This is a genomic window from Methanoregula sp., from assembly GCF_049690535.1.
Lineage (GTDB): Archaea > Halobacteriota > Methanomicrobia > Methanomicrobiales > Methanospirillaceae > Methanoregula.
This window is the reverse complement of sequence record NZ_JBAVMX010000075.1, coordinates 1-12,491: the sequence shown is the minus strand read 5'-3', so window position 1 is coordinate 12,491 and position 12,491 is coordinate 1. Positions and strand designations below refer to the sequence as shown.

Genomic DNA, 12,491 nt, shown 5'->3' with positions numbered 1-12,491 from the left:
CAGGATGGTACATAGTCCATGAGGATTCTATCATGGCGGAAACACAGGTGCCACCGGCACCGGAAGGGGCAGAAGATCTTGGAAAGCAGGGCATCGATGTCCTGGTACATACCCTGCACGACGGTGCAGACCCGGCCGTACGGAGATATGCGGCATACCTGCTCGGCAATGCAAAAACCCCGCAGGCTATACGGCCTTTAATCGAAGCACTCGGGGATATGGATAAATCCGTACGGGAGCAGGCGATGCTCGCGCTCGTTGCCACCGGCAAGGCTGCGACCGAACCTCTTGCCGCAGCGGTAAACGACCCCCGGTGGGAGACCCGGTACCGCGCGGTCGAGGCTCTCGGGAAACTTGCCGATGAGAAGGCGCTAAAACCGCTCGTCCAGGGTCTCCGGGACAACCGCGACCATGTCCGGTACATGGCGGCAAAGGGGCTGAAGGGCCTTGGAGATTCCACGGCGATCGATCCCTTGATCATCCTGCTAAAAGATGAGAACCGGCTCGTGAGACTGATGGCCGTACGGTCACTTTCCGTGATCGGGGGAGAGAAGGTTACGACCGCTCTCAAAGAGGCCCTTTCCACGGAAATCGATGAGACGGTCCGGGAAGAAATTGCCGGGGCGCTGAAATAACCCGGTCCGACAAAATAAAACCTCCCCGGTATCTGCAGCTGTATTGACCCTTATGGTGAGTCTGGACTCGTACGGTATGTTGTTTGCGAGAGATCCTTGCCCGGTTTTTGGCATCACCCGTCCGGGCTGGAAGGATTATTTTTTAATACCAGACCGCAGGGCATGACCAATCAATTGCTTGGGGCTTGCCCGTTTTCGTTTCCTCTCTCGTAAATCTCTCTTTTGCCAGGGCAGAGTTCTGACAATCCGTCGGCACTCCATAATACAAGCAGTGATCCGGCATCCTCCAATCTGCCTGTTTTGTAAAGACGGAACGTAACTGTTTTGCCACAGATAAAAAAAGGAATGATAACCTTTTGAGTCAAGCTACCGGCAGGGAGCGGATACAATACCCGAGGGCGATTCCCAGAATACCGTAAACAACCAGAATCACGCCTACCCAGAGAACCATCAGGGCGACGCCGAGAATGGGGAGGACGCAGAGTAAAAGCCCGATGATGATCGAAAGAATTCCCTGCAGGGCAAAGAGACCCCGGTGCGTCATATGCGATTCTCCGGCCGCGAGCACAAGCCCGATAAGTCCACCGAGGAAGAGGGCAATGCCGGCGATGAGGAAGATCACTTCTCCCATGATAATGGGATGGATGATCGTGGCGATCCCAAAGAAAAACCCGATAATAGCAAGAACGGCAAGGAGTATCGAGGCTTTCCAGCCGCCCGGTGAGAGTGCAGAGAGCATAAGTGCGGCAAACGAGACAAGGATGATAAGGATCCCGATCAGTTCAACCAGGACCGTAGCGGATATGGTCGGGAAGAGTACGACAAGGAGTCCGAATATCACCGCGAGTACACCAAGGAGGACAAGTGATCCCCACTTGACGCCGGTAATATTTTCAACAGGAATTGTGTTCGTGGCCATAGGCAACACTAAATCCCTTCGTACGCGCTGGCAGATAAATATTTTTATATATCTCCGGTAATCAAACAGCGGAAAAACCCGGGAGCAGGTTGCTCCTGATGATACCACGGGATTGTTTCCCTGGGGTCATTGTCAGGACCGACTGATGCACTGTCACTATCGCAGATGATGTCCAGTTGATCCTCTGCCCCTGATGCGTGGTGTTGCAGTATCAGCCGGTATACAGAACAAAAAAAAGAGATGCCAGTTTGATCATGATCGCACAGTTGCGGATCATGCCAGCATCATCCTGCAGAGTGCTTTGTATACTGCTCTGAAAACACGACCCTGATGGGCAGCGTTTTAAAATTTCTCTGCGATCTTCACGAATTCGTCAAAGTGCCGGCTCTTCTTAAAGAGCCACCAGGTAAACCGCTCGACCACGGTAAAGGAGAAACTGCCTCCCGCCGCGTTCGGGTGTCCGCCGCCCCCAAACTCCCGTGCGATCAGGTGGCTTACCGGGGGCACTGACCGGAGCGAGAACTTTCCGTCTTTCCCAATAATCACTTCGATATCGGTGTTCTTTTTCCCCCGGATGAAATGCGCTGTCTCGCTCGGGTAGCCGTAGAGCGGGGCAAACGCGATCCGGTACTTTTTACCGAGGAATGTGGTGTGCCGCAGGCTCCGGTCCATCATTGTATCCATCTCGGCCCTGATCTCCGCGTACTCGGTCTCGATCTGCGCGTCGGAAAAAATTCCTGCAACAAGGCAGTCGCGGACGTGGTCCCGATTTTTCTTTCTCTGGAGTACCTGCCCGAGAACAGCGGATCGGGGATCGGCATGTTTCCAGAGATCGTAATCGCAGACGACTCTGGCAACCTCCTCCGCCACCGGGTCCCCCGGCGCAAGGTCCCGTGCGACGATCCCGGTTGCGCAGACATCCGTATCGATATGGAGGAGGGAGACCTGTTTTTTAATCCTTTCAATCTCCTCTTCCCGCCAGCGGTGATGGTCCCGCCATTCGATGACCCAGCCGTTTGATCGTGCCCTGCCCGTGACTGCTTCCATATCCTTCTGGCAGCCGAGGTCCGAGATCGAGAGCATGTCGCCTTTCCCGGGGCAGGACGCGATAAGGGAGAAGAGGCCGGCGAACTTTCCCACCGAACTCCAGACCGTAAACACCCCGTCTTTCCCGAACTTCATCCGGTGGATTGCATCGGCTCCGACCGCATCGAGATCGTTGTGCGTCAGGTGAACGACATGGGCGGTGCGCGAGGCAATGGCACTGGCAAGACCGGCGGTGTCATCCGCACGCCGGGGGGAAGGAGGCATCAGGTTAATACTGGCATGGCGGGACATAAATAAGAGCGGTCAGGAGGGAGTCATACTACCCTGTCGAGCGTATCATTTATTAATCACAACTGACAACATTTGTACTCCTGCCCTAGTAGCTCAGACTGGGAGAGCGCCAGACTGAAGATCTGGTTGTCCCCGGTTCAAATCCGGGCTGGGGCATGAAATCCTTATTTTATATCCTGACTTTGTGTCACGGCAGGCTGTGCTCGCATTTTACGAAGGATTCCATAGAACACAAACGGTGAGTTTTAGTTCCCTGCCATCTTCACTACAGGATCTTTTGTCTGGTGCAGGCATTCTAAATGCATACAAAACCGTTTGACCGATGACCCGCCAGCCGGCGCAATCTGTGCGCTTCTCAAAAAGCAAAAGAAAAAAAACTCTCCGTCAAAAAAGGGTAAAAGTCCGGTATACTCAACTCATACGGGAGTATACAATAGATGGATATGCAGTATCGTAGGCCACATTGGTATTGGCCTCAAATACCCAGTTCACGGGTGCAGCAGTACCTGAGATAGTTATGGTATATTTGCCGCTGCCGGCACTCTGCCAGGTCCCTGATTTCATTACCTGGCTTCCGCCGTTGAGATACCCGGTGAAACTTCCGTCAGCGCCAAAGACGACCTGTGCGCTGTACCCTTTAACGGTGGGGGTTGACCATTTTCCAACAATGGGATCCTGCGATGCAGCTGCTGTCGTTCCTTGCGCTGCTGCCGGTGTTACCATTCCTGAGGTTGAAACCTGTGTCATGGTTGCAGCCGGCCCCGTATTAGTCTGGGCATTTGCACTTGCTGTACTGCTGGTGCATCCGGCCACGAGAATCGCAGCAAGACAAACGAAGACGACAAAGACGAGGGCAGTTCTGTTCGACATGTTCTAAAATATATAAAGTCACTAAATAATCGTTTCGATTTTTACCTGTTTCTCATCCGGGAGCGTCAGCTGTTCAGGTGTGTGTCCGGCTTTGAGCCACCAACACCTTCTTTTCAATGCCCCATCATTACAGACGTTTACGCATGAACGGTGATTACAGGGAGATGAGCCTGTCATCCCGTGGACGATTGGGTAACCAGCAGGATAACTACAGAAGGGCTGTCAGGGATCCGCCATTCCCGTCCCCCCGGAACCTATAATTATTCTCACGCCGGTACCTCTATACCGAAATTACCTGTCTGGTGGTGCTTTTCATGGACATCATGCTTGCCGTCGTCTGTGTCCTTATTTTGTCCATCGTCTTGCTGTACCTCGGACAGCGATTCAGGCTGCCCAGTATCGTCAGTTTCCTTATTATCGGCATGCTGGCCGGGCCGTTTGGTTTTGCACTGATTACCGACCAGACCCTCATCGGCACGATCGGCGAGATTGGGATCGTCCTTTTGCTTTTTACTATCGGTCTCGAATTTTCGTTCCAGTCATTTCTCCGTTCGTGGCGCGCGGTCCTTATCGGGGGTATTGTCCAGGTCTGTACGACAATCGTCGCAATTACGCTTATCACGCTCGCGTTCCAGATGCCGTTTGCCGAGGCCCTGATCTTCGGCTTTATCATCTCCCTTTCAAGTACGGCCATCGTCATGAAGATCCTCCAGGAGAAAGGCGAGGTCGATACGATCCAGGGAAGGACGCTCCTTGGGATCCTGATCTTCCAGGACCTTGCCATCATCCCGATGATGCTCGTGCTGCCGCTTCTTGCCGGGAATGGGGCCGGTCTTGACATATCCCTGATACCCTATCAGGTAACAAAAATTGCCCTTATCATCCTTGTGATCATTGTTCTTGGGTACTGGGTTATCCCCCGGCTGCTTTTCAGGGTGGCAAAGGAGCGCAGCCGCGAGCTCTTCCTCTTTACGATCGCCGGCATCTGCGTTGTCATTGCCTGGCTCACCAGTGAGGCCGGCCTGTCGTTCACGCTGGGTGCGTTCATCGGTGGCCTGATCATCGGGGAGTCTGATTACAATATCGATGCCCTGGGCCATATCATCCCGTTCCGCGATGTCTTTGCCGCCATTTTCTTCCTCTCGATCGGGATGCTCCTCAACACAAGTATTGTTCTCGGGAATTTCGGTTATGTGGCCCTGATCATCCTCATTATATTCGGTGTCAAGATCCTGACCGGTGCCTTTTCAGCTGCGGTGCTCGGCATGCAGACACGGGTCTGTGTCTTCTGCGGCCTTGCCCTCGCCCAGATCGGGGAATTCTCGTTTGTGCTCGCGAAAAGCGGCCTCGATGCCGGTGTTATACAGGTACCGGTCTACCAGCTCTTCCTTGCCGGGGCTGTTGTCACTATGGCGTTTACCCCGTTTGCCATGAGCGCCTCCCCTTCTGTTGTCGACCTGCTCTACCGGCTCTTCCCGAACAGGATTTCACGGGAAATTACCCTTCGGCCGGGTGAGACGGCACCCGAAGAGGGGCTCTCAAACCACATCATCATCGCCGGATACGGAATCACCGGGAAAAGCGTGGCCCGGGCCGCGACACTTGCCGGTATCCCCTATATGGTCATCGAGCTCAACCCCGAGATCATCCGGGAGGAGCGATCCCAGTACCGGCCCAATTTCATCTTCGGGGATGCCGTGCAGGAGGAAGTGCTCGAACATGCAGGCATACGACAGGCACGGACACTCGTTGTGGCAGTCTCTGAAGAGGAGGCGATCCCCCGCATCATTCATACGGCCCGGCAGCTTGCACCCGACGTGCATATTCTCGCGCGGACGCGGCACGTCAGAAACGCACAACACCTTCTCGATCTCGGTGCAGATGAGGTCATTTCCGAGGAGTTTGAGTCAGCGCTCGAAATATTCACCCGCGCCTTAAACCACTACCAGATCCCGGACGAGGAAGTCGTAAGGATCATCGAACGAACAAAACGCCTGGGTAATGCCCTCTTTACCCGGTGCACCGACCCGAACCAGCACCGGAAGGTACAGAATTTCGAGACGCTCTTTAAGGCAACCCATGTCCACACGGTACGGGTGGAACCCGGGTCTTCGGTGGAGGGAAAGGCCATCGCCGAACTGGGCCTCAAAGACCGGTTCGGCATCCGTGAATTCGGGTTCCGCAGGGGGACGATGCGGTTTACCCAGCCCGACCCCACCATGCGCCTTGAAGCAGGGGATACGCTGGTCTTTTTCATATCCGATGAGAAGGCGGGAAAAATTATCCCGCTTTTCTCGGCAGGGAAGTAATACCCGGGGACACGTAAGGAGAGCTGCTCTCTCCACTCCCACCATTTTTTATTGTGCAGCTATTTGTGTCCGTACGCCACGACAACAACGAAGTAATTTCTTCAGGAAATACCTGCAAGCCGGAGGCAGCCGGCTTTATTTCTGCGGCATTTTTGGGAGATGAATGGTGAATGTGCTCCCGACACCCGGCGTACTCTCAACCGTGATATCCCCGCCATGAATGACCACAATCTTTTTTGCAATGGCAAGAGAGAGCCCGATCCGGTCGAACTTCCGTGACAGGGTCGTCGCATCGGCAAGCTGGAACGGTTCGAAGATCGAACCCTGTGTATCGGGGGGAATTCCCATCCCGTTATCGGTAATGGAGATATGGCAGAATGGATCGGTGTCACCGGAATGGCAGTCAACAACAACTGTCCGCGGCGGGCTGGAATACCGTACCGCATTTGAGAGGATTGAATCGACAACGACAAAGATCCGGTTCATATCCGCAGCAACGGTGATTTTTTTGGGAATCTTTACTGTAATATCCGCATTTGCGGCGTACTCGTTGGTATCGATCACGCTCTGGACAAGGTCAAAGAGAGAAAAACGGGTGATGGCAAGCTGGATTTTTCCGGAGTCAAGGACCGAGAGATCAAGCATACGGTTGATGATCTGGCGTTCGCGGTCTGCGCTTTCGAGACAGCGTTTCAGGAGTTTCTGCGTCTCTTCTGTCAGCCCGGCTTCTTCAGGATCCTCGAGAAGCAGATTGAGGTATCCAATGATGGGTTGGAGTGGTGTCCGGAGTTCGTGGGCGACGGTCATCACGATCCCCCGGCGCTGTTCATTGTCGCATCTGATCTTCTCCTCCAGTCTTTGTATCTCCTCTTTTTTGGTACGCTCGATCAAAAACGCGATGATGCCGGCGATGCCCACAAAGAGCACAGCCTGAACGGTAATGGCAGCAAGCTCCACGGGGTCCGGATACCGGAACACGTACCCGGTGACTTCGTAAGCACAGGCACAGATGACCGCAACAATGATCCCGCGCCGGGGGAATGCATACACCGCATAGATGATGGGGAGAAAAAAGATAGGGGTGGTGAGGATATCGATATCGTGAGCAAACGCGAAGACCGTGGTCAGAAGACAGAGTGCGGCAAGCAGTGCGATCACACCGCCGCGCAGCAGATCGTCCCGTTCAGACGCGAACTGCTGGTTCTTCTGAGATGTACCAGCCATCGGCATTGAGGCTTTTTACTTCTGTTGTTATATATGCGTTCTCCATGGGAATCCGGGTGCAATGTATGAACCTTGGTATCTTATGACTGAAGCAGGCAACAGCCCGGCACCGTATCCTTCTCCGGCAGCCTGTTTTACGGAGGGGTATAAAAATCTTAAAAAACAAGAACACTATTCGTATGCGCCCCTCGGTTGTTGTCAACGTGGCGATGAGTGCGGACGGGAAACTTTCGACCCGTGAACGCCGACAGGTGAAGATCTCCGGTGCAGAGGACTTTGCCCGGGTCGACCGGCTCAAGGCGGGCTGCGATGCGGTGATGGTCGGAATCGGGACGGTACTCGCCGATGATCCCTCGCTCACGGTAAAAAACCCGGATCTCAAAAGCCGGCGGCAGCAGGAGGGAAAAGGGGAGCACCCCGCACGGGTCGTCATCGACAGCCGGGCCCGGATCTCCCCCGACGCCTCGGTACTCAACAAAGGCGACGGGCTGCGGGTGGTGGCGGTTGCGGGGCGTGCGGACCCGGCGCGAGTGAACGTGCTCCGGAAAAAGGCGACGGTCATTGTCGCAGGGGACGAGGAAGTCGACCTCGTCCGGGTGCTCGACGAACTCGGGGCGATGGGGATCCGGCGGCTCATGGTGGAGGGCGGTGGGACGCTGATTGCCGGCCTTGTGCGGGCCGGGCTCGTTGATGAGATCTATACCTATATCGGGAGCATTGTTATCAGCGGGAAGGATGCGCCGACGCTCGCGGACGGCCCTGGCTGGATAACGGAAACAGAGTTCGCCCGGCTCACTCTTGCCGACACAACCCGGCTGGATGATGGCATCCTCCTCCACTGGACCGTAAAACCGCAGTGACCGGTTTCCTAAAAAACCGGGAATTTTTTGGCTCTCTCTTGTAAGGTACGGCTCCTTTCAGAGCCGGTGCCAAGGCTCATGTGCCTGAACCGGGAAATACTCCACTACGTATATTGCGATCATTGTCCTTGCCGCCGTCTTCTGCCTCATCGCCGTGCGGCAGGTGGGAAGGTTTTCCTGGAGGATCTGGCAGGTCATGCTCGGGGGAGCGGTCGCCGTCCTCCTCCTCGGCCAGATTGCACCTGCCGAAGCTCTTGCCGCGATAAACATCGATGTGATGGTCTTTTTGTTCGGGATGTTTGTCGTGGGGGAAGCGCTCTCCCGGAGCGGGTACCTCGACCTGCTCTCATCCCGGTTCTTACGGCACGCGAAATCCCCGGGCCAGCTCCTCGCCCTTGTGATCTTCGGCTGTGGGATTCTCTCGGCGCTCCTGATGAACGACACGCTCGCTATCATCGGGACGCCGCTCGTGCTCAGTCTTGCCGCACGGTGCAGTCTCCCAAAAAAGATGCTGCTCTTTGCCCTCGCGTTTGCAATTACGACCGGCAGCGTTGCAAGCCCGATAGGAAATCCGCAGAACCTGCTCGTCGCAGTCAACAGCGGACTCGCCGCACCGTTTGTCACGTTTGCTGCCTGGCTCCTCCTCCCGACCATCGCAAGCCTCGCCGCCGCGTGGCTGGTGCTCCGGTTGTATTACCGTAAGGAGTTCTCCTCGTCCGCACCCGCCACTAGCGAGCCCTCGCCCGCTGCCGTCCCCGACCCGGCGCTCACCCGGATCGTCCAATGCTCGCTTGGGATCCTCATCGGCCTCGCTATCGCAAACATCGCCGCATCGCTTGTCACCGGCGCCATCGTCATCCCCCTGCCCCTGATCGGCCTTGCCGCTGCCCTCCCGATCATTATCTTCTCGGGCGAGAGGGTCGCGGTGCTCAAAGCGATCGACTGGTGTACGCTCATCTTCTTTGCCGCGATGTTCGTCCTGATGGCAGCCGTTTGGCAGACCGGATTTTTCCAGTCGCTTGCCAGTGTCGCGGGACTCGCCTCCGTTCCCGCGATCCTCGCAACGAGCGTCGTCATCAGCCAGTTCATCTCGAACGTGCCCTTTGTCGCCCTCTTCCAGCCACTCCTCCTGCAGGCCGGGGGCACGACCGCACATCTCATGGCGCTTGCCGCCGGGAGCACGATTGCCGGAAATCTTACGATCCTTGGCGCAGCGAGTAATGTGATCATTATCCAGCAGGCTGAAGCGAGAGGAGAGACGCTGACGTTTTGGGAGTTCGCGAAGATCGGGGTGCCGCTGACGTTGATCCAGTTCGGGATCTATGCGGTGTCTCTGGGAGTCGTGTAGGGGAGAGGAGAGATGGCCCCACAGAAAGAAAAAAGATTGGGCGGGGAGAACCACCCTTTGGGCAGGGCACCCCTTATAAATGGGGGCGGTGGCCGGACATGCCCTCTCCCATGATCCATTCTCCGACGGAGAGTTTTCAGGCTGGATCCGGGGCCGGGACGCTCCAGTGGAAATGGTGCCAATCCACTGCACGATTTTTGTTTTATATCGATATTTTTTGAAATGGGCCTTTTTAATCAGGAAAAAACCGTGCAATTTAGCCGCGTTCTTTTGACCATGAAAATGGGGATGATCAACTGGTCATGCGGAACGCTGGAATGGACTGGAATGAAAATATGGCCGAAAAATAAAGGGGGTTCCTGATCGGGAAAAAGCGACCCGGTTTTTCCGGGAAAACGCCGGAGATCTTCATCCCTCGGCTTCGTATGAATGAAACAGGGGTATCCGGATGGCGGGATACGGTGGTTTTGTGGGGTTTTTACCGTCGGTAAATGTGGGATTCTCGGTGGGAGTTACACCAGGATCTTTTAGCAGAGCATGCTCTTTGGGGCTTTGCGCCCCCGCCGCTCGGGCATCCCCCGGTTGCGATGATGCATCCATTCGGTTGAAGGGGATTTGTGGCGGAGCGACGTTTCCAAAAATTTATTCGCTCTATCCGCCGCGTGGGCGTCCCTTTTTGGTGCGGCGGCACTCCTTGCTCATGGGGATATAGTATGTTATTTATGGACAATCGCCGTTTAACTGCATGAGAGCAAATCACAGAATCTGGAGGGAGAACGTAATGCCAACACCACATGAAATAGAGAAGGCCGGAGAGGGATATACCGTCGAATTTTTTAAAGGAAAAGGTTTCACTATCGATAAATGGGATACTCATACATTGGGTTCAGCGAACATCGAAGCGCATAGTAAAGAGGGTAAAATACTTGTCCAGGTAATATCGGCTATTTCTGATGAACCCTCAGATTTATCCGCTAAAGATCACCGGAATGTAAAAGCACGAGCAACAAGAATGGGTGCTGTTGCGTGGGAAGCAAAAGTTATCCTCAATTCAAATTTAGATCTCATCGGTGATATCAGATTGAGACAACTGGATTAACGCATGAAGGATCTATTAACGTGGCGTGGGATGAAAATACAGTCTGTTTATCCTTCAGGAAAATGGTCAGAATAAGCAATTAAACCATCAAATCGTTTTTTCGGATCTGATATTTTTTTATCTTATGACAAGCCGGCCGTGCCTTTTCTTCCCGATTACCTGTACAACTTATTTCTGTTATTGGCAGGAATAAATTTTGGATTTAATCAGAGTCAACAGGTGTTATTCCAAAAAAAGTCCGGCAAGGTTCGTGAAGATTAAAAAACATGGGGCACCAGTCACTCTTCTGTTCCGGGAATGCCCGGAAAGGTGCCCGAAGAGCGTGACGCAGGGATCTATTCCATAAACACCGGCACATCCCGGAATGCGACCGCATCAAAGAGCCCGTGATCCGTGATCCGCAGCGCCGGGATCACGGTGAGAGCGAGGAACGAGAGATACATGAACGGCTCAGCAATGCCCCCCAGTTTCCTGGTTGCTTCCCGCAGGGCATCCAGCCTTTCTACGACATCCCGGGCAGAGAGCGTGGACATGAGGCCGGCACAGTCCAGCGGGAGCACCGTGACCTCCGATCCGTTTACTGCCGCCATCCCTCCGTTAACCCGGATGACCTCCGCGATAGCAGCAAGGATCTCCTCATCTCCCGCACCGGTCGCGATGATATTGTGTGCATCGTGGGAGACGCTTGCGGCAATTGCCCCTTCCTTAATGCCAAAACCGTGCACGATCCCGGTGCCGATCCGTTGTCTGCCGTACCGGTTGCAGACCACGATCTTGAGAAGGTCCCGTTCCCGGTCGGGAAGTGCGACCGCATTCAGATCATACTGCAGCGACGCTGTGATGATCTGGCCGGGCACAAGGCCGATGACCCGCGCTGTCCCCTGCCCAGGGATTTGTATCTGTTCCCGGGTTGGCGTTGTGCACCGGACCATGGCAGGAAGGGACGGCATGGCAGCCGGGCCGGTATAGGCTGCCGCCGGCTTTCCGCAGCAGAGTGTCTCTTTTACGGTAAACGAAACAGGGTCGTCAACGATACAGAGATCCGCCCGCCGGCCCGGTGCAAGCGCCCCGCGGTCAGAGAGCCCGAAGCGTTCTGCCGCTGAGAGTGTCGCCATCCGGATCGCAAGTTCCGGCTCAAGCCCGCAGCGTATGGCAGTCCGGATGCACCGGTCGATATGTCCTTCCCGGGCGAGAAGATCGGCATGACAGTCATCGGTCGCAAAACTGCACCGGGATACGTTCTGCGGTGTAACCATGGGGATGAGCGCCGCGATGTTCTTCTCGGTCGACCCCTCCCGGATAAAAATATACATCCCGCGCCGGAGTTTCTCTTCAGCCTCTGCCTGGGTCGTGCACTCGTGGTCGCTCTGGAGCCCGGCAAGGATGTAGGCATTCAGGTCCATCCCGGAAAGGAGCGGGGCGTGGCCGTCGCGTACCGGTACAATCGCAAGTTTTTTTTGGATTGCCGGGTCTTCCGCGAGCACCCCGGGGAAGTTCATCATCTCGCCCAGGCCGATGACCCCGTCACGACCTAAAAAGCCGGAAAGTGCCCCGGCATCGAGCGAGGCACCGCCGGTGTCGAGCGGAGTTGCCGGCACGCAGGACGGCAGCATATACCTGATGTCAACGGGTAACCCGGCGCGGCAGGCAAGCATGTATTCGATCCCGGCCACTCCTGCAACATTTGCAATCTCGTGGGGGTCGGTGATCACTGTTGTCGTCCCGTGCGAAGCGACCAGCCGGGCATATTCCGGAGGGACCAGAAGCGAGCTCTCGATGTGGACGTGGGCGTCGATCAGGCCCGGGACAAGGTACGCCCCGTGGAGATCCCGTTCGTGAAAACCCCGGTACGAGCGGCCGATCCCGACAATCGTGCCGGATTTTACCGC

At 55.3% G+C, this 12,491-nt stretch carries 10 protein-coding genes and 1 tRNA gene; 6 read left to right on the top strand and 5 right to left on the bottom strand.

The genetic code is table 11. The features are described from left to right. The first annotated feature begins 32 nt into the window (after positions 1 to 32). On the top strand, positions 33 to 635 hold the full coding sequence (locus WCE46_RS05400; protein ID WP_424732677.1) for a HEAT repeat domain-containing protein: 603 nt from the start codon (positions 33 to 35) through the stop codon (positions 633 to 635). Positions 636 to 996: 361 nt separating this feature from the next. Here the strand turns inward: WCE46_RS05400 and WCE46_RS05395 are convergent, their stop codons facing one another. Then, positions 997 to 1,554, bottom strand: a complete 558-nt coding sequence (locus tag WCE46_RS05395) for an HdeD family acid-resistance protein (protein WP_424732676.1) — start codon at positions 1,552 to 1,554, stop codon at positions 997 to 999. A 342-nt stretch (positions 1,555 to 1,896) separates the two neighbouring features. After that, the gene (locus WCE46_RS05390; protein WP_424732675.1) at positions 1,897 to 2,865 is read right to left on the bottom strand and encodes a DHH family phosphoesterase; all 969 of its coding nucleotides are present in this window, start codon (positions 2,863 to 2,865) and stop codon (positions 1,897 to 1,899) included. Positions 2,866 to 2,974: 109 nt separating this feature from the next. On the opposite strand from WCE46_RS05390, the gene WCE46_RS05385 reads away from it, so the two are divergent. Next, positions 2,975 to 3,048, top strand: a tRNA-Phe gene (locus WCE46_RS05385). Positions 3,049 to 3,303: 255 nt separating this feature from the next. On the opposite strand, the gene WCE46_RS05380 is transcribed toward WCE46_RS05385, so the two are convergent. Continuing rightward, positions 3,304 to 3,762, bottom strand: coding sequence for a hypothetical protein (locus WCE46_RS05380; protein WP_424732674.1), 459 nt, complete (start codon positions 3,760 to 3,762; stop codon positions 3,304 to 3,306). A 314-nt stretch (positions 3,763 to 4,076) separates the two neighbouring features. On the opposite strand from WCE46_RS05380, the gene WCE46_RS05375 reads away from it, so the two are divergent. Then, entirely contained in the window at positions 4,077 to 6,071 is a 1,995-nt protein-coding gene (locus tag WCE46_RS05375; RefSeq protein WP_424732673.1) for a cation:proton antiporter, read from the top strand. A gap of 135 nt (positions 6,072 to 6,206) precedes the next feature. Here the strand turns inward: WCE46_RS05375 and WCE46_RS05370 are convergent, their stop codons facing one another. Next, on the bottom strand, positions 6,207 to 7,295 hold the full coding sequence (locus WCE46_RS05370; RefSeq protein WP_424732672.1) for a sensor histidine kinase: 1,089 nt from the start codon (positions 7,293 to 7,295) through the stop codon (positions 6,207 to 6,209). A 179-nt stretch (positions 7,296 to 7,474) separates the two neighbouring features. Between WCE46_RS05370 and WCE46_RS05365 the strand changes: the two genes are divergently transcribed. From WCE46_RS05365 to WCE46_RS05355, 3 genes are all read left to right on the top strand, one after another. Beyond that, complete coding sequence (locus tag WCE46_RS05365; protein ID WP_424732671.1) at positions 7,475 to 8,155, top strand: 2,5-diamino-6-(ribosylamino)-4(3H)-pyrimidinone 5'-phosphate reductase; 681 nt, start codon at positions 7,475 to 7,477, stop codon at positions 8,153 to 8,155. Positions 8,156 to 8,318: 163 nt separating this feature from the next. Next, positions 8,319 to 9,503: an SLC13 family permease gene (locus WCE46_RS05360; RefSeq protein ID WP_424732670.1), complete on the top strand. Its 1,185-nt coding sequence runs from the start codon at positions 8,319 to 8,321 to the stop codon at positions 9,501 to 9,503. A gap of 781 nt (positions 9,504 to 10,284) precedes the next feature. Beyond that, complete coding sequence (locus tag WCE46_RS05355; protein WP_424732669.1) at positions 10,285 to 10,602, top strand: hypothetical protein; 318 nt, start codon at positions 10,285 to 10,287, stop codon at positions 10,600 to 10,602. A 335-nt stretch (positions 10,603 to 10,937) separates the two neighbouring features. On the opposite strand, the gene ade is transcribed toward WCE46_RS05355, so the two are convergent. Further along, positions 10,938 to 12,491: adenine deaminase (gene ade, locus WCE46_RS05350; protein ID WP_424732668.1), on the bottom strand; the 1,554-nt coding region annotated here is incomplete at its 5' end.

Excerpts from the sequence above, each read along its gene's own strand:
- WCE46_RS05370 (WP_424732672.1), bottom strand. The coding sequence starts at position 7,295 with ATGGCTGGTACATCTCAGAAGAACCAGCAGTTCGCGTCTGAACGGGAC.
- WCE46_RS05390 (WP_424732675.1), bottom strand. The coding sequence starts at position 2,865 with ATGCCTCCTTCCCCCCGGCGTGCGGATGACACCGCCGGTCTTGCCAGT.
- WCE46_RS05380 (WP_424732674.1), bottom strand. The coding sequence starts at position 3,762 with ATGTCGAACAGAACTGCCCTCGTCTTTGTCGTCTTCGTTTGTCTTGCT.
- WCE46_RS05365 (WP_424732671.1), top strand. The coding sequence starts at position 7,475 with ATGCGCCCCTCGGTTGTTGTCAACGTGGCGATGAGTGCGGACGGGAAA.
- WCE46_RS05395 (WP_424732676.1), bottom strand. The coding sequence starts at position 1,554 with ATGGCCACGAACACAATTCCTGTTGAAAATATTACCGGCGTCAAGTGG.
- WCE46_RS05400 (WP_424732677.1), top strand. The coding sequence starts at position 33 with ATGGCGGAAACACAGGTGCCACCGGCACCGGAAGGGGCAGAAGATCTT.
- WCE46_RS05375 (WP_424732673.1), top strand. The coding sequence starts at position 4,077 with ATGGACATCATGCTTGCCGTCGTCTGTGTCCTTATTTTGTCCATCGTC.
- WCE46_RS05355 (WP_424732669.1), top strand. The coding sequence starts at position 10,285 with ATGCCAACACCACATGAAATAGAGAAGGCCGGAGAGGGATATACCGTC.